This is a genomic window from Streptomyces sp. NPDC050546, from assembly GCF_044457425.1.
Lineage (GTDB): Bacteria > Actinomycetota > Actinomycetes > Streptomycetales > Streptomycetaceae > Streptomyces.
In genome coordinates this window covers 328,893-344,557 of sequence record NZ_JBITGX010000001.1, presented here as the reverse complement: position 1 = coordinate 344,557, position 15,665 = coordinate 328,893, and the positions used below count along the sequence as shown (strand labels likewise).

Genomic DNA, 15,665 nt, shown 5'->3' with positions numbered 1-15,665 from the left:
GCCCGTCAGCGCACCGGTGGCGGACCGCTGCTCGCGCGCACCACGAGGTCGACGGGGACGAGGCTGTCCACGCGGGGCCGCTCGCCCGGGCCGTCGATGCGGTCCAGGAGCAGACGCAGGGACCGGGTGCCGATCTCGGCGAAGTCGGTGCGGACGGTGGTCAGCGGGGGCAGCAGATGCGCGGCCTCGGGGATGTCGTCGTAACCGACGACACTGACCTCGCCGGGGACGGACCGCCCCGACTCGTGCAGGGCGTGCAGCAGGCCCAGCGCCATCTGGTCGTTGGAGGCGAACACCGCCGTCACCTCCGGGCGCCGGGCCAGCCGACGGCCCAGTTCGTAGCCGGAGTCGGCGCCCCAGTCCCCGACGAGAGGAGCCGGGACGTCGGCACCGGCCGCCTGGAGCGTCTCCTGCCAGCTCGCCAGCCGATGGTCGGCGGAGGTCCAGCCGGTCGGGCCCGCGATATGCCAGACGGTGGCGTGCCCGAGGCCCAGGAGATGCTCGGTGGCCTTGCGGGCGCCGGTGCGGGAATCACCCGTGACCAGGGGAGTGCTGGCGTCGAGGGCGCTCTCCAGCACCACCAGGGGAGTCCCGAGGTCGGTCTCCGCCAGTGCCCGGCCCACCCACTGCTGCGGGGCGATCGCGATGACGCCGTCCGCGCCCTCGGCCGACAGCCGGTTCACGGCCTCGACGACGGTCCCGTGGTCGGCCGTGTCCAGGGCGATGGAACTGACGAGGTAACCGGCCTCCTGGGCCGCGGTGTTGATCGCGGTCAGGATGGAGGCGGGCCCGTAGCGCGCTGCGTCGAAGGAGATCACCCCGAGCATCCGGGTCCTGCCGCTGGCCAGGGACCGCGCGCTGCGGCTGGGCCGGTAGCCGAGCGTGCGCATGGCCTCCAGGACCGCCTCGCGCGTCTCGGGGCGGACGGCCGGGTGGTCGTTGAGCACGCGGGACACGGTCTGCTTGGAGACGCCGGCCAGTCGCGCCACATCGGCCATCACCGGCCGCGCCCCCGCGAAGTTGCGCCTGCTGCGGCCCTTGGGAACCGGGCCGTCGGTGGCGCTCGGTGTCATGGCGGGTGATTCCTCGACGTCGGGTGAGGCGGTCCTGAACCCGCCCGGCAGGAGCCCAGCATAGGCGGCGCGGTGCCCGCGGCGGCCTCAGCCGGTCCGCACCGCCCACACGCGCCTGACCACCCACTCGGCCCGCCCCACCCCGGCCGCCCGCCAGGCATCACCCACCTGCCCCGGCACATGCACCGGCGCGTCGGCGGCCAGCGGCAGCACCTTCAGCCGCAGCCCCCGACCACGCAACTCCTCGGCGGGCAACCTGTCCAGGCCGATGTCCCAGACCCGCCCCGAGTAGAACTGGTCGGCGACCAGGACGTCCCCCACATACGCCCGTGCCAGATCACCGGTCCAGCGCAGCCGCAGCAGAACACCGGCGGGCTCCCGCAAGAGTTCCTCCGGTATGTCGACCCGGTACTCGGCGGCCACGGTGTCCACGTGTTTGTCGGCGGGCATGCTCGCCCGGCCCTGCACGCCGGTCACGGGCTCCGGGGCCGGACCGGCGGGCCTGACCAGGGCGACGTGCGCGGCGGTGTGACCGAGGGCCCCCGCCTCGACGGTGTACCGCCTGAACACACCGTCCGCCTCCTCCCGTACCCGTTCGCCCTCCACCACCAGGGCGGAACCGGGCGCGGGCAGCACCGCGAACGACGGCTCTGCGGCCGGGCTGTGCAGCCGTACCTCCTCACCGTCGAACACGATCCCGTCCCCGCAGAGCACCAGCCGCTCGGCGCCCCACGCGACACCCCGGTAGGCGGTACGGGCCGTCGCCGCGTCCAGGACCAGCAGACCGACTTGGGAACCGTCGGCCGCGTCCACCTCGACCAGGGCGTCGGTGCCCGGCCGCAGACCGGTGACCAGGATCCGGCCGTCGACCGGCGTGACCGCCCCGCCCCCGGCCGGCACGGCGACGGACGCCACCGTGTCCGCGTCCAGGGCGAGTTCGGGCGCGATACCGTCGGTCGCGGCCAGCACCAGGACCGTGCGACCGTCCGCCTCGACCGTGCACACCGGCTGCGCTGAGGCCCACTCCAGCCGCAGCCCGGCCACGTCCAGCCGCAACGGCCAGCAGAAGAAGGCGCCGGAAGGCACGGTGACGGGCGCGCTCGGCAGTGTCAGCGAGGGCGCGTCCGGGAAGTCGACCCTGAACGTCGTCTCCGGGTGGTCCGGCAGCGGCTCGTGCGGCTGGTGGTTGGTCACGAACAGGAAGCCCGAGGTGCCGTCGGTGCGGACGGCCCAGCGCAGGGTGTCACGATCGTGCTGACCGGCCGGCAGCCGCTCGGGCAGCACGGACTCCATGGGCGCGATCCGGTGCCCGAATTCGGCCAGCAGCAGGTGCTGGAGCCGCAGTTCGTGGTACGAGGGCCGCACCTGGCCGTACTCGCCGAGCGGGGCCTGGAAGTCGTAGCTCAGGACCGGCAGGTCATTGGGGTAGCCGGTGGCGTGCGACTCCTGAAGGGTGGTCAGTTCTCCGGGCGGGTTCGTGCCGCCGTGGAACATGTAGTAGCCCTGCCACACGGAACCGCAGCCGATCTTGGTCAGCCCGAGCGCGCCCACGTCGGCGGCCTCGACACGGGGCCGCCGGTGGTAGGCCGTCGCCATGCCGCCGCCCAACTCACAGGTGGCCCAGGGGAACCGGTCCGTCGGAGCCGAGTCGGCGTCGCGCACCGTCGTGGGCCGCAGGTCGGCGCCGATGCCCTCGTCGTCCCGCTCGTGCGTGAAGAAGAAGTGCTTGCGGCAGGTGTCGGGCCAGCCGCCGTCCGCCTCCGTCCAGAAAGCCTCGGGATAGCCGCCGTACAGCGGAAGCAGCTCCTCGCCGGGGAGCTGCACCCCGCCCCAGGCGGTCGAGGTCCACAGCGGGGCGCTCAGCCCGGCCTCCCGGGCGAGGCGCTTGAGCGTGCGCAGATGGCCGGGCTGGTCGTAGAGCTCGTTCTCGATCTGGATCGCGACGATCGGGCCGCCGTGCTCCCGGTCCAGGCCGCGCAGTTGCTCAGCCACGGCCGTGAACCAGCTGCGTACGGGCTCCAGATAGGCCGGGTCGTCGGTACGCGGCGCGCGGGCGCGGGCCAGCAGCCAGTCGGGCAGGCCGCCGTTGCGCACCTCCGCGTGCGACCAGGGGCCGATGCGCGGGACGAAGTCCAGGCCGTGGCGGGCGCACAGCCCGGCGAAGCGCCGGAGGTCGCGGTCGCCGTCGAAGCGGACCCGGCCCTCGATCTCCTCGTGGTGGATCCAGATGACGTAGGAGGCGACGGCGGTCACCCCGCCCGCCTTCATCTTCAGCAGTTCCTCCTCCCACTCCTCGTTCGGGTAGCGGGAGTAGTGGAACTCGCCGGAGACCGGGAACCAGGGGCGGCCGCCACGCGTGAGCCAGCGGCTGGTCACCTCGATCGGATCGGGCACGCCCGGCGCGTCGGCCAGGGGCAGATGGCCGGTGAGCGGAGCTGCGGAGGGCGCGGGAACGCGCAGTCGGTGCGGGGTCACCAGGTGTTCTCCGGGCCGAGGTCGGGCGTGTCGGTGAGCTGGGCGCGGGTGGTGGTGGTGCCGTGCAGCTCCAGCAGAACCAGCTCGTTGGCGCCCGGCCGCAGCACCGGAGCGGGGAGGTACAGGGTGTGCTGCGGGCCCCGGTTCCAGTAGCGGCCCAGAGGGAAGCCGTTGACCCACGCCTGGCCCTTCGTCCAGCCGGGCAGGGCGAGGAAGGCGTCGGCGGGCGTGTCCACCTCGAAGGTGCCGCGGTGAAAGGCCGGCACGGTGACCGCCGCCCCGTCGGCCGGTTCGAACGGCAGCCTGTCCACGTCGTCCAGCGGCAGCGGGCGGCAGTCCCAGCCCCGCAGGACGGTGCCGTTGAAGGAGACGGGCCCGAGCAGTCCCTTGGGTGCGCCGATACGGGGCCCGTAGTTGACGCCGCCCATGTTCTCGACGAGGACCTCCAGCGTCGCGCCGGAGCGTGGGACGCGCACGGGCAGTGTCTCGTCGTGGCGTTCGCGCTCCAGCACACCGGCCGGGGCGCCGTCGACGAAGACCTGGGCGCGGTCTCCGACACCGCCGGAGAAGTGCAGCAGGCCGTCGCCGGCGGCGGGAAGGGCGGTGCGGTAGAGCGCGTAGCCGGTGCGCTGCCCGAGATCGTCCATGGTCACCGGGCCGTCGGAGAGCACGGGTGCGGCGAGCGAGGCGGCGAGCGGGAGCAGAGGTGCCCGGCCGTCCAACTCGACATCGGTGGGCGGGAGTTTGGGTCCCGGCGCCGGAACGGGCTCGTCGGGGACGCCCGCATGGCGGGCGATGACCTCACGGAAGGCGTGGTACTTCGGCCCCGGGTCGCCGCACTCGGTGAGCGCGGCGTCGTAGTCGTACGAGGTGACGGTCGGTGTGTAGGCGTGCTTGTGGTTGGCGCCGTTGGCGAAGCCGAAGTTGGTGCCGCCGTGGAACATGTAGATGTTGACGGACGCCCCGGCGGACAGCAGCCGGTCCAGGTCCGCGGCGGCGTCGGCCGCGTCCCGCACATGGTGCGGACCGCCCCAGTGGTCGAACCAGCCGATCCAGAACTCCGCGCAGAACAGGGGTCCTTCGCTCCGGTGCTCGCGCAGCCGCCCGAGGCTCTGCTCGACGCGGCTGCCGAAGGTGCTCGCCGCCAGGAGGCCCGGCACGCTTCCGGCGGCCAGATGTTCCGGGTCGGCCTGGTCGCAGGTGAACAGCAGCTCCTCGACGCCTCGGGAGCGGAACGCGTCGGCCAGGTGCTTCAGATACGCGCCGTCGTCGCCGTAGGCCCCGTACTCGTTCTCCACCTGCACCGCTATGACGGGACCGCCCGCAGCGGCCAGGTACGGGCGGAGCGCGGGCAGCAGCAGGTCGAGATAGCGGTCCACGGCCCCGGTGAAACGCGGATCGCTGGTCCGCAGCCGGATGTCGGTGTCCGAGGTGAGCCAGTCGGGCAGGCCGCCTCCGTCCCACTCGGCGCAGATGAACGGACCGGGGCGCAGCAGCACGCACAGCCCCTCGTCCTGGGCGAGCCGGAGGAACCGGGGCAGGTCGAGGAGGCCGTCGAGCACCAGCGGCCCGTCGGGGTCCGGCTGGTGGTGGTTCCACGGAAGGTACGTCTCCACCGTGTTGAGGCCCATCAGCCGGGCCTTGCGCAACCGGTCGGCCCACAGGTCGGGGTGGACGCGGAAGTAGTGCAGCGCGCCGGAGAGGATCCGGAACGGCTCGCCGTGCAGCAGGAATCCGTCGGACGTCGTCGTCAGAGCGGGCATGCGGAGGCTTCCCTTCGGAGTAGGGGGAGTCAGTGGGATCGGGTGGCGCGGATGAGCCAGAGCGTGGCGGCCAGGCACAGCGCGGAGACCCCGCACAACAGGAGCGGCACCGCGCGGATCCCGGACCATTCGATGGCCTTGCCCAGCGCCGGCCCGGCCGCGACACCGCCGGCCATGGAGGCCGCGATGACCACGGCACCGGCCCGCCGGGCCCGCGGCGCGGCCCGGTTCAGCCAGGGCAGGCCGGTGGGGAAGACCGGCGCGATGAACAGACCGACACCGGCGTACGCGTACGGGGCCAGCGTGGGCACGGACGCGGCCAGCAGACACACCGTCATGCCCGCGCACGAGACGGTGATGATGGCCTGCGCGGAGAACCGCAGCGCCAGCGGGGCGACCAGGAAGCGCCCGACGGTCATCATCAGCCAGTACACCGAGGTGGCGGTGGCCGCGACGCCCGCGCCGTAGCCGACGGTCTCCAGATGCGTGGGCTCCCAGCCGCCGACACCGGCCTCGACGGCGACGTGCAGGACGTAGAGCGCGACGAAGACGGCGAGCACGGAGCCGAGGCTGCGGCCCAGAACCCGCCCACGGCCGTCCTCGGCCCCACCCGGCAGGGGCACGTCCTTCCGGACTCCCCTCAGGCACAGCAGCAAGGGCAGGTTGGCGAGGGCGAAACAGAGGAAGACGGCCGGGTAGTGCTCCGAGCCGACCACGCCGATCAGGGCGGGGCCGAGGATGGCGCCGATGCCGAAGTGGGCGTTGAGTATGTTCAGCATCGCGGTCGATCGGTGGCCGAAGCCCACGGCGAACAGCTGGTTGAGGCCGTAGTCGATGCCACCGAAACCGAGCCCCGCGAGCAGTGCCGCCGCGAGCGCGGTGGGCCAGTCGGGCGCCAGCGCGAAGCCCGCGGCGCCGACGGCCATCAGCAGATAGGAGCTCCCGAGGATGTGCCGGTTGCCGACCCGGCCGTAGAGCCGGTCGAACAGCAGCACACCGGCCACACCGCCGACGAAGTGGGCGCTCAGCCCCAGCCCGGCGGCGGAGGGCGACAGCCCGAACTCCGCACGGAAGGCCGGGATCGCGGGCCCGTACAGCGCCTGCAACGCACCGATGAGAACGAAGCCGACGCAAGACGCCCCGACGGCGGCCCTGCTGAAGACCGGAGAGGTCGAGATGGGGGAGGGGCTGGGGGCGAGCTGTGCGGTCGGCTGGTCGGTCACGCGGACTCCGGAGGACGGCCCATCGGGGTGGGGTGGGCGGAGGACACAGTCGCGTACGGCTGGAGCAGACGTGATGTTACCGGTAACATCACGGTCGTCAACATCCCCGGATCCGCTCGAACATATGCTGCGTGTCCTACGGCTCGCATCGACCCGAGGGGGAGGGGACCGGCATGGCCGTCATCCACCACACCACGCTGACACCGACCAAGCTGGAGCTCCTCACCTCCTGGCTGCCCACCCGCCCCTGGTACCGCGCCGGCGCGGCCGAGCCGAAGCTGGTCAAGGCCGGCGGGTTCCGGCTGGACGATCCGCGAGGCGAGGTGGGGATCGAGTTCCTTGTCGTCACCGACACCTCAGGCCCTCATCCGATCGTCTACCTGGTGCCGCTCACCTACCGCGGCGCCCCGCTCGACGGTGCGGAGCATGCCCTCGTCGGCACCATGGAGCACGGCGTGCTCGGGCGGCGCTGGGCCTACGACGGCTGCCACGACCCCGTGACGGTCGGCCAGTTGGCGGCCTTGATCGAGGGACGGGTGCAGGCCCAGGACCAGAACATCAGCGACGCCCCCGACCTCGAGGTCACCGCCTCCTATACCGGCGACGGGCCCCTCCCCGCGGACTTCACTGCCAGCGACGACCGGGACGGCACCCTGCTGACCACGCCCCAGGGCGCGACCCTCCGTCTGAACCGGGTCCTCCAGCCCGCCCCGGACACGCCGCTGACTCCCGCGCAGGGAGCGACCGGCCACCTCACCGGCTCCTGGCAACTGCCGGACGGCATCCGCACCCGGGGGACGCTGGCCGTTCTGCACAGCGGTCCCACGGCCTGACCTGCCCGCCCGCCCTCATCCAGAAAGGCGCCGTCGTGGCCGCCGAACCCCCACACCGTCTCGCCCTCCTCGGGGGCGGCTTCTCCACCGATGACGACGGTCTGCTGGACGACTGGGTGCTGGCTCAGGCGCGCGGGCCCCGCCCCAAGGTGTGTTTCGTGCCCACGGCCAGCGGAGACGCGCCGGCCTACGTCGAGCAGTTCCGCACGGCGTTCGGATCACGCCCTGACTGCGAACCCTCCGTCCTGCACCTGTTCCGCCGGGAACTGGACGACGACGCTCTGCGCTCCTTCCTGCTCGTCCAGGACGTCGTCTACGTGGGCGGCGGCAACACGGCCAACCTCCTCGCGGTCTGGCGCACCCACGGCGTGGACCGGCTGCTCCGGGAGGCCTACGGCCTCGGCACGCTGCTGTGCGGCATCAGCGCCGGTGCCAACTGCTGGGCCGAGGGCTCGCACACCGACTCCTTCGGGCCGCTGACGTATCTCACCGACGGGCTGGGGCTGCTGCCCGGCTCCGTCTGCCCGCACTACGACAGTGAACCGGGCCGGCGGCCCTCGTACCGTGCGGCCGTGGCGGCGGGGAACCTGACGGCGGGCTGGGCGGTGGAGGACGGGGCCGGAGCGCTCTTCACGGACGGTGTGCTCACGGAAGCCGTCACCCGGGCGCCCGGAGCAGGGGTGTACCGGGTGGAGCCGGACGGGAGCGGCGGGGTGCGTGAGCAGGGGCTGCCCTGCCGGGCCCTCACGCCTTCCAGCTCCCCGCCTCGGCGGTGATCGGCACCCGCCACATCCCACTGATCCCCTGAACATCGGTGATCCACCAGGATTGTCCCGGCCCCGATCGGGTACGCGAGCAGGACCGTGCCCGGGGCGGATCATGTCCCGGGTGGGCCGCAAGACCGCCGCTACCAGGGAATCTGCCATGGAGACACCCGCAAACAACCCCACGCCCACGCCCGCCCAGCGGGCTCTGGACGTCCTCGCCGAGAACACCGAGGACGCGGCGGCTCTGAACGCGCTCGCCGACAGCGACGTGCTCATCCCCGTGCCCGACGACGCCAACGACGCCGACGCCGCCAACCCCTCGGCGGTGGCGCTGCCGGTGCTGGAGCAGCCGGGCGGCGAACCGGTGGTGCCCGTGTTCACCTCCGAGGTGGAGATGGCCGGGCTGCTGCCGTTCGTCTCCCGCTACCGCATGGTGCCGCTCGGCGCCCTCGCCGCGCAGTGGCCGGCCGACGACCTGTCGCTCACCATCGACGGCAGCTCGGAGCACCGCCTGACGCTCACCTCGGAGGGAGTCCGCACCCTGCTGGCACGTCCGTAGGGCGACCGGTCCGGTCCGGGCCTGGGCAGCCTTACGCGCCCAGCGTCCGGGCCAGCGCCGCCCGCTGCAGCGGCAGCACCTCGGCGTGCAGGTCACGGCCCCTGGAGGTCAGGGAGACCCACACGCCGCGCCGGTCCTCCACGCACACGGTGCGTGTCACAAGACCGTCCTTCTCCAGCCGGGCGATCAGCCGCGACAGCGCGCTCTGGCTCAGATGGACCCGCCCGACCAGATTCTGCACCCGGCACTGCTCGCCCTCCTCGGGCGCGGCGGTCACGAGCATGTCCAGGACCTCGAAGTCGGAGGCGCCGAGGCCGTGCGGATGGAGCGCCCGGTCGATCTCGCACATCGTGCGCGCGTGCGCCGACAGGATGGCCCGCCACCGTTCCTCGAGCCCCGCACCAGCCGTTTTCGCTGCCATGACCGAACGGTACACCGGTCCGAGGTTCAATGACTGTGCATGGAGCGGCCTCTTTGTGGCGCCTTCCGGGGAGGGCGAGGCCGGGCCTACGTCGACTCCCGCTTCACCAACTCCGTCGGCAGGATCACCGCCGCCGGGTCCTCGCCCCCGATCTGCGCGAGCAGCACCCGCACCATCTCGGCGCTGATGCGGTCCCACGGCTGCCGGATGGTCGTCAGCTCAGGGACGGCGCCCAGCGCGGCCGGTGAGTCGTCGAAGCCGCCGACCGCGACATCCTGCGGCACCCGCCGCCCCGCCCGCTGCAGCGCAGCCAGCACCCCCTGGGCCATCAGATCCGAAGCGACGAACACCGCGTCCATGTCCGGGGCCTGCGCCAGCAGCCGCTCGGCGCCCGCCTCGCCGCTGGCCCGGCTGTAGTCGCCGGAGACGACGAGCCGCTCGTCGAACTCCAGGCCCGTGTCCGCGAGCACCTCCTTGTAGCCGGCGAGGCGCTCCACACCGCCCGGCGTGTCCAGCGGACCGGTCACCATGCCCACCCGCTGCCGCCCGAGCGACAGCAGATGACGCACCATGTCGCGGGCGCCGTCACGGTCGTCGGCGGCCACGTAGCTCACCTTGGAGGCCAGTCCGATCGGCTTCCCGCACGCCACCAGCGGCACCCCGGCCCCGCGCAGCTGCTCGGCGACCGGGTCACCGGAGTGGCTGGAGACCAGCAGCACCCCGTCGACGTGCCCGGCGGTGATGTACCGCGTGATGCGCCGCCGTTCGTCCTCGGTGCCGGCCAGCATCAGCAGCAGCGGGATGTCGTGCGCGGCGAGCGCCTGGGTGCAGCCGCGCAGCAGGACATTGAAGTTGGGGTCCTCGAAGAACCGCTCCTGCGGCTCCGTGAGCAGGAAGCCGATCGAGTCGGACCGGCCGGTGATCAGGGAGCGGGCGTGCCGGTTGACGACGTAACCCGTCCTGCGGATGGCCGCGTTGACCGCCTCCTGGGCGGCCGGGCTGACGTAGTGGCCGCCGTTGAGCACCCGCGAGACGGTGCCGCGCGAGACCCCCGCCTCGCGCGCCACGTCGTGGATCGTGGGCGGCCTGCGCCTGCCTCCCGCAGCGTTCATGGTCATGACTTTACGGCTCCGGACAGCAGATCCAGACTCCAGAAGCGCTGGATGACCAGGAAGAGGGCGACCAGCGGGAGCACCGCGAGGAACGCGCCCGTGATCACCAGCGTGTACAGCGCCGGGGTGCTGGCGCCCTGCTCCAGCAACGTGAACAGACCGAGCGTGATCGGGAACTTCTCGTCGTCGCTGAGCATGATGTACGGCAGCAGGAAGTTGTTCCAGATCGCCACGAACTGGAACAGGAACACCGTCACCATGCCCGGGATCATCATCGGCAGCGCGATCCGCGTGAAGATCCGCCACTCGCTCGCCCCGTCCATCCGCCCGGCCTCGACCACGTCGGCGGGTACGGCTGCGGCGGCGTAGATCCGCGCGAGGTAGACGCCGTACGGGAAGAGGATCTGCGGCAGCAGGACGGACAGGTGGGAGTCGGTGAGGTCGACCTTGGCCAGCAGCAGGTACTGGGGGACGGCCAGGATCACCGGCGGCATCAGCACGCCCGCGAGCAGCACGTTGAAGATCGTCTCGCGGCCCCGGAAGCGGTAGGTCGCCAGGGCGTAGCCGCTGATCGCGGACACGCAGGTCGACAGCAGGGCACCCACTCCGGCGTACAGGGCGGAGTTGCCCATCCACGCCCAGTACACGCCGTCGCGGTAGGCGGTCAGGTCCCGGACGTTGTCGGCGAATCCCGAACCCGGCAGGAACGTGAACGTGGCGAACAGCTCACGTCCGGACTTGGTGGCCGCGATGACCACCCAGGCCACCGGCAGCAGGCAGTAGACCGCTCCCAGCAGCAGGGTGACCGTCGGTATCAGGGCGATCCGGCGGCGCAGCGGCGGGCGGCCCCGGTCGGTGCCGGACGTGCTGCCCGCCAGCGGCTCGGCCTTCGGGACGGCAAGGGAACTCATCGAGCTGCCTCCTGCTTCTGACGACGGTTCGCGGCTCGCAGGAAGCCGAAGGACAGCAGGAGCGTGGCGAAGGCGATGATCACGGCCTGCGCCGCGGCCCCGTGGATGTCACCCTCGCCGAACGCGTCCCGGTACACCTTCATCAGTGGACTCCACGTCGTGGACACGGAGTTGGTGAGCGGCTTGAGGGTGGTCGGCTCGTTGAACATCTGGAGCGTGGCGATGATCGAGAAGAAGAAGGTCAGCACCAGTGAGGGCGCCACCATCGGGATCTTGATCCGCAGAGCGATCTGCGTCGGAGTGGCACCGTCCAGCTTCGCCGCCTCGTAGACCTCCGCCGGGATCGCCTGGAGCGAGGTGTAGATGACGATCATGTTGAAGCCGGTGCCGCCCCAGACCGCGATGTTGGAGAGAGCGAGATACAGCGGCCCGCCGTCCAGCAGGTCCGGCTGCGGCATGCCCAGCTTGTCGAGGACGAAGTAGAACGGACTCACGTCCGGCAGGTACAGGAAGCCCCACAGCAGCGCCGCCACCACACCGGGGATGGCGTACGGGAGGAAGATCGCGAGCCGGGTGAACGGCGCGAGCCGCACCTTCTCGGAGTCGAGCATCAGCGCGAACAGCAGGGCGAGGCCGAGCATGACGGGTACGACGATGGAGCCGTAGCCCAGCACGCGCAGGGCCCCGTGCATCAGCTCGCTGTCGGTGAGGGCGTCGGTGTAGTTCTCCAGACCGGCCCAGACCTCTGTGCGGGCGCCGGAGCCGAGTCCGAGGCCCGAGACCTTCACTTTGCGGAAGCTGAGCCAGATCGCGTAGCCGATGGGCAGCGCGAAGAACAGTGCGAAGAGGAGGGTTGCTGGGAGGAGGAAGAAATAAGGGGCGCTTCGCGCTCGTTTGAGGGTGGTGGTGGGAGACGGGTGGGCGTACGGGGCGCCCTTCGCCCCGTACGACCGCCGACGTGCCGTGCTTTTCACGGAGCGACCTCGAAGCCCTGCTTCTTCATGTCGGCGACGGTGTCGTCCTGCATCTTCTTCAGAGCGGCACCGAAGTCGGACTTGCTCTTCGCGGCGGCGCCGAACGCGTCCTTGAAGGTGGTGTAGGCGACGTTCACGTTCGGGCCCCATGCGGACGGTGCCGTGGTCTCCGCGATGTCGGCGGCCTTGGTGTAGAAGTCGGCCTGGTTCGAGAAGTAGGCCGGCGGCTTGAGGAAGGCGCCGCTGGTCTGGGCGTTCGTGGCGGCCGGGTAGATGCCGCTCTCCTTCGCCAGGGCGTTGAGGGCTTCGCTGTCGGTGTTCAGCCAGGCGGCGAACTTCGCGGCGGCCGCCTGGTGCTCGGAGTCCGTGGTGACCGCGGTGGAGGAACCGCCCCAGCTGCCGGTGCGGGTCTCGCTCGCGGACCACTGGGGGAGCGGGGCCATGGCCCACTTGCCCTTGGTGTCGGGAGCGGCGGTGGTGAGCGTGCCCGGCGCCCATACGGCGCTGACCCAGGCGAGCTGCTTGCCGGTGTTGAGCGCCTTGTTCCAGGCCGGCGTGTACATCGGCTGGTTGTCGATGGCACCCTCCTCGACCAGGCCGCCCCAGAACTTCGCGACCTTCTGTGTCGCCGCGTCGTCGATGGAGACCTTCCACTGGTCGCCGGAGGTGGTCCACCACTTGGCGCCCGCCTGCTGGGCGAGGCCCGCGAAGAGGCCGGAGTCGTTGGCGGAGAAGGTGGTGAGGTCCTTGTCGGGAGCCACCTTCTTGAGCTTGCGGGCGGTCTCGGCGAACTCGTCCCAGGTCGTGGGCACCGTCAGGCCGTATTCCTTGAACAGGTCCTCGCGGTAGTAGAACATCATCGGCCCGATGTCCTGCGGGACCGCGTAGACCGCGTCCGTGCCGAGCGTCGTCTGCTGCCAGACGCCGTCGGCGAAACTGCCCTTCGCGTCGTCCACGTTCTTCGCTATGTCCGCCAGCGCGTCATTGCTGACCAGGGTGGGCAGCGCCTGGTACTCCGCCTGCACCAGGTCGGGCGCCTTGCCCGCCTTGTGCGCGGTGAGGATCTTGGTGACCAGCGTGTCGCCGGACGCCTGCTTCTTCACCGTGACGGTGATCTGGTCCTTCTTGCCCGGACCCTTGTTCCACAGGTCCACGACCTTGTCCATGCCGGGCGTCCAGGTCCAGTACGTCAGCGAGGCCGGACCCGACTCGGCCTCGCTGTCCGCGTCTTGTGTGCCGCAGGCGGCGAGTGTGGTGGCGCCGAGCGCGACGGCGACGGCGGTTCTCACGAGGCGGCGGCGCTTCGTGTACGGCATGGATCTCTCCCCTGACCTGGGGTCCTCGCCTGCTGCGAAGACCTGCCATGCTTCTGTGAGCGTTCACAGTAGAGAAACATCCCGGACACTTGTCAATGGTTGTTGCTGTGCGGTTATGTTGGGCTCCGCACTGCTTCCTTGTGTGTGCACGTTCCCATTTGACCGATCAACCGGGAGACCATCCATGCCGGAGACCACCCCCAGGGGCCTCACCAGGCTCGCCTTCGGCGGGGACTACAACCCCGAGCAGTGGCCGGAGAGTGTCTGGCAGGAGGACGTCCGGCTGATGCGGGAGGCCGGCGTCACGATGGTGAGCGTCGGGATCTTCTCCTGGGCGCTGCTGGAGCCGTCGCCCGGCGTGTACGACTTCGGCTGGCTCGACCGCGTGCTCGGCCTGCTGCACGAGAACGGCATCCGGGCCGACCTCGGCACCCCCACCGTCTGCCCGCCGGTCTGGTTCTACCGCGCCCACCCCGAGGCCCTGCCCGTCACGCAGGAGGGCGTGCGCCACGAGTTCGGCTCCCGGGCCGCGATCTGCCACAGCAACGCCGACTACCGCTCGGCCGCCGCCGCCATCACCACCGAGCTCGCCGAGCGCTACGGCGACCACCCTGCCCTGGCGATGTGGCACGTGCACAACGAGTACGGCGTCCCCGTCTCGGCCTGCTACTGCGACGCGTGCGCCGCGCACTTCCGCCGCTGGCTCGCGGCGACGTACGGCACGGTCGACGCCGTCAACGAGGCCTGGGGCACGGCCTTCTGGGGCCAGCGCTACGCGGACTTCGAGCAGATCAACCCGCCCCGGCTCACCCCCACGTCCGTCAACCCCGGCCAGGCGCTGGACTACAAGCGGTTCGCCGACGCCACCATGCGCGAGAACTTCGTGACGGAGCGGGACATCCTGCACCGCCTCTCACCGGGCGTCCCGGTCACCACCAACTTCATGACGGCCCTGAGCCAGTGCGACTCCGTCGACTACTGGGCCTGGGGCCGCGAGGTCGACATCGTCACCAACGACCACTACCTGATCACCGACGGCCGCCGCACCCACGTCAACCTCGCGATGGCCGCCGACCTCACCCGCTCCGTCGCGGGCGGTGCCCCCTGGCTGCTCCTTGAGCACTCCACCTCGGGCGTCAACTGGCAGCCCCGCAACCCCGCCAAGGCCCCCGGCCAGATGGCCCGCAACTCCCTCGCCCATGTGGCGCGCGGCTCCGACGGCGCCATGTTCTTCCAGTGGCGGCAGTCCCGGCGCGGCGCCGAGAAGTTCCACTCGGCGATGCTCCCGCACGGCGGCACCGACACCCGCGTCTGGCGCGAGGTCACCGAACTCGGCGCGGCCGTCGAGACGTTGAGCGAGATCCGCGGTACCCGCACCGAGGCCGACGTGGCCGTGCTGTGGGACTGGCACTCCTGGTGGGCGCAGAACCTCGACTGGCGCCCCAGCGAGGACCACGACGCCCGCGAACGCGCCGACGCCTTCTACGAGGCCCTCTACGACCGCCACCTCACCGTCGACTTCGCCCACCCGGAAGCCGACTTGTCGAGGTATCCCCTTGTCGTCGTACCGGCCCTGTACCTGATGACGGAGACGGCCGGGAACAACCTCAAGGCCTACGTCGAGAACGGCGGCACGCTGGTCGTCTCGTACTTCTCCGGCATCGTCGACGAGCACGACGCCGTCCACGAGGGCGCCTACCCGGGCCCGCTCCGGGACGTCCTCGGCCTCACGGTCGAGGAGTTCTCACCGCTGCTGCCCGGTGAACGGGTCCGCGTCACCGGCCCCGACGGCTCCGACCTGGGCGCCGACGTGTGGACCGAGTTCGTGGTGCCGCGCGGCGCCGAGACCGTCTGGACGTACGCCGACGGCCTCACCGCGGACCGCCCGGCCGTCACCCGGCACCGCCTCGGCGAGGGCACCGCCTGGTACGTCTCCACCCGGCTCGGCACCGAGGGTCTCGATGCGCTGCTGGGCCGGGCGAGCCAGGACGCGGGGCTCACCCCGCGCACCGACCTGCCCCGGGACGTCGAAGTGGTGCGCCGCTCCGGCGAGTCGGGCACCTATCTGTTCGCCTTCAACCACACCGGCTCGGACGCCAAGGTGCCGCTGGAGACCCCGGGCACCGAACTGCTGACCGGTGAACCCGCGGCCGGCCGCCTGGCGGTCCCGGCCGGAGCCGTCCGGGTCGTCCGGCTCGACGGCTGAACCGACTCCCTCCGCCCGCGCGAGCCCACGAG

Annotated in this window: 13 protein-coding genes; 4 read left to right on the top strand and 9 right to left on the bottom strand. The window is 71.5% G+C overall.

Annotated features, from left to right (window positions below; translation table 11 throughout):
• Nucleotides 1-5: 5 nt before the first annotated feature.
• From ACIBK5_RS01600 to ACIBK5_RS01585, 4 genes are all read right to left on the bottom strand, one after another.
• A complete protein-coding gene (locus ACIBK5_RS01600) occupies nt 6-1,073 on the bottom strand; it encodes a LacI family DNA-binding transcriptional regulator (protein ID WP_399015030.1) in 1,068 nt (355 codons plus the stop codon).
• 87 nt (nt 1,074-1,160) lie between these two features.
• On the bottom strand, nt 1,161-3,551 hold the full coding sequence (locus ACIBK5_RS01595; RefSeq protein WP_399016181.1) for a beta-galactosidase: 2,391 nt from the start codon (nt 3,549-3,551) through the stop codon (nt 1,161-1,163).
• Nucleotides 3,545-5,311, bottom strand: coding sequence for a beta-galactosidase (locus ACIBK5_RS01590; RefSeq protein ID WP_399015028.1), 1,767 nt, complete (start codon nt 5,309-5,311; stop codon nt 3,545-3,547). Before ACIBK5_RS01590 ends, ACIBK5_RS01595 begins: the two co-directional genes overlap by 7 nt.
• Before the next feature lie 29 nt (nt 5,312-5,340).
• Nucleotides 5,341-6,534 carry an MFS transporter gene (locus tag ACIBK5_RS01585; protein ID WP_399015027.1) on the bottom strand — a complete coding sequence of 398 codons (1,194 nt, stop codon included), beginning with the start codon at nt 6,532-6,534 and terminating at the stop codon, nt 5,341-5,343.
• A gap of 173 nt (nt 6,535-6,707) precedes the next feature.
• On the opposite strand from ACIBK5_RS01585, the gene ACIBK5_RS01580 reads away from it, so the two are divergent.
• The 3 genes from ACIBK5_RS01580 to ACIBK5_RS01570 all read left to right on the top strand — a co-directional run bounded on the left by ACIBK5_RS01580 (nt 6,708) and on the right by ACIBK5_RS01570 (nt 8,693).
• Complete coding sequence (locus ACIBK5_RS01580; RefSeq protein WP_399015025.1) at nt 6,708-7,367, top strand: 1,4-alpha-glucan branching protein; 660 nt, start codon at nt 6,708-6,710, stop codon at nt 7,365-7,367.
• A gap of 35 nt (nt 7,368-7,402) precedes the next feature.
• Nucleotides 7,403-8,143, top strand: a complete 741-nt coding sequence (locus ACIBK5_RS01575) for a Type 1 glutamine amidotransferase-like domain-containing protein (RefSeq protein ID WP_399015024.1) — start codon at nt 7,403-7,405, stop codon at nt 8,141-8,143.
• A gap of 148 nt (nt 8,144-8,291) precedes the next feature.
• Nucleotides 8,292-8,693: an SseB family protein gene (locus ACIBK5_RS01570; RefSeq protein WP_184595591.1), complete on the top strand. Its 402-nt coding sequence runs from the start codon at nt 8,292-8,294 to the stop codon at nt 8,691-8,693.
• A gap of 31 nt (nt 8,694-8,724) precedes the next feature.
• On the opposite strand, the gene ACIBK5_RS01565 is transcribed toward ACIBK5_RS01570, so the two are convergent.
• The 5 genes from ACIBK5_RS01565 to ACIBK5_RS01545 form a co-directional block, all read right to left on the bottom strand.
• Entirely contained in the window at nt 8,725-9,114 is a 390-nt protein-coding gene (locus ACIBK5_RS01565; protein WP_399015023.1) for a MarR family winged helix-turn-helix transcriptional regulator, read from the bottom strand.
• Between the two features lie 86 nt (nt 9,115-9,200).
• Nucleotides 9,201-10,232, bottom strand: a complete 1,032-nt coding sequence (locus ACIBK5_RS01560; RefSeq protein ID WP_399015022.1) for a LacI family DNA-binding transcriptional regulator — start codon at nt 10,230-10,232, stop codon at nt 9,201-9,203.
• Entirely contained in the window at nt 10,229-11,137 is a 909-nt protein-coding gene (locus tag ACIBK5_RS01555; protein ID WP_399015020.1) for a carbohydrate ABC transporter permease, read from the bottom strand. Before ACIBK5_RS01555 ends, ACIBK5_RS01560 begins: the two co-directional genes overlap by 4 nt.
• Entirely contained in the window at nt 11,134-12,111 is a 978-nt protein-coding gene (locus ACIBK5_RS01550; protein ID WP_399015018.1) for a carbohydrate ABC transporter permease, read from the bottom strand. Before ACIBK5_RS01550 ends, ACIBK5_RS01555 begins: the two co-directional genes overlap by 4 nt.
• Nucleotides 12,108-13,427 (bottom strand): ABC transporter substrate-binding protein, encoded by a 1,320-nt coding sequence (locus ACIBK5_RS01545; RefSeq protein WP_399015016.1) that lies wholly within the window; start codon nt 13,425-13,427, stop codon nt 12,108-12,110. Before ACIBK5_RS01545 ends, ACIBK5_RS01550 begins: the two co-directional genes overlap by 4 nt.
• 184 nt (nt 13,428-13,611) lie before the next feature.
• Between ACIBK5_RS01545 and ACIBK5_RS01540 the strand changes: the two genes are divergently transcribed.
• On the top strand, nt 13,612-15,633 hold the full coding sequence (locus tag ACIBK5_RS01540; RefSeq protein ID WP_399015014.1) for a beta-galactosidase: 2,022 nt from the start codon (nt 13,612-13,614) through the stop codon (nt 15,631-15,633).
• Nucleotides 15,634-15,665: the final 32 nt, after the last annotated feature.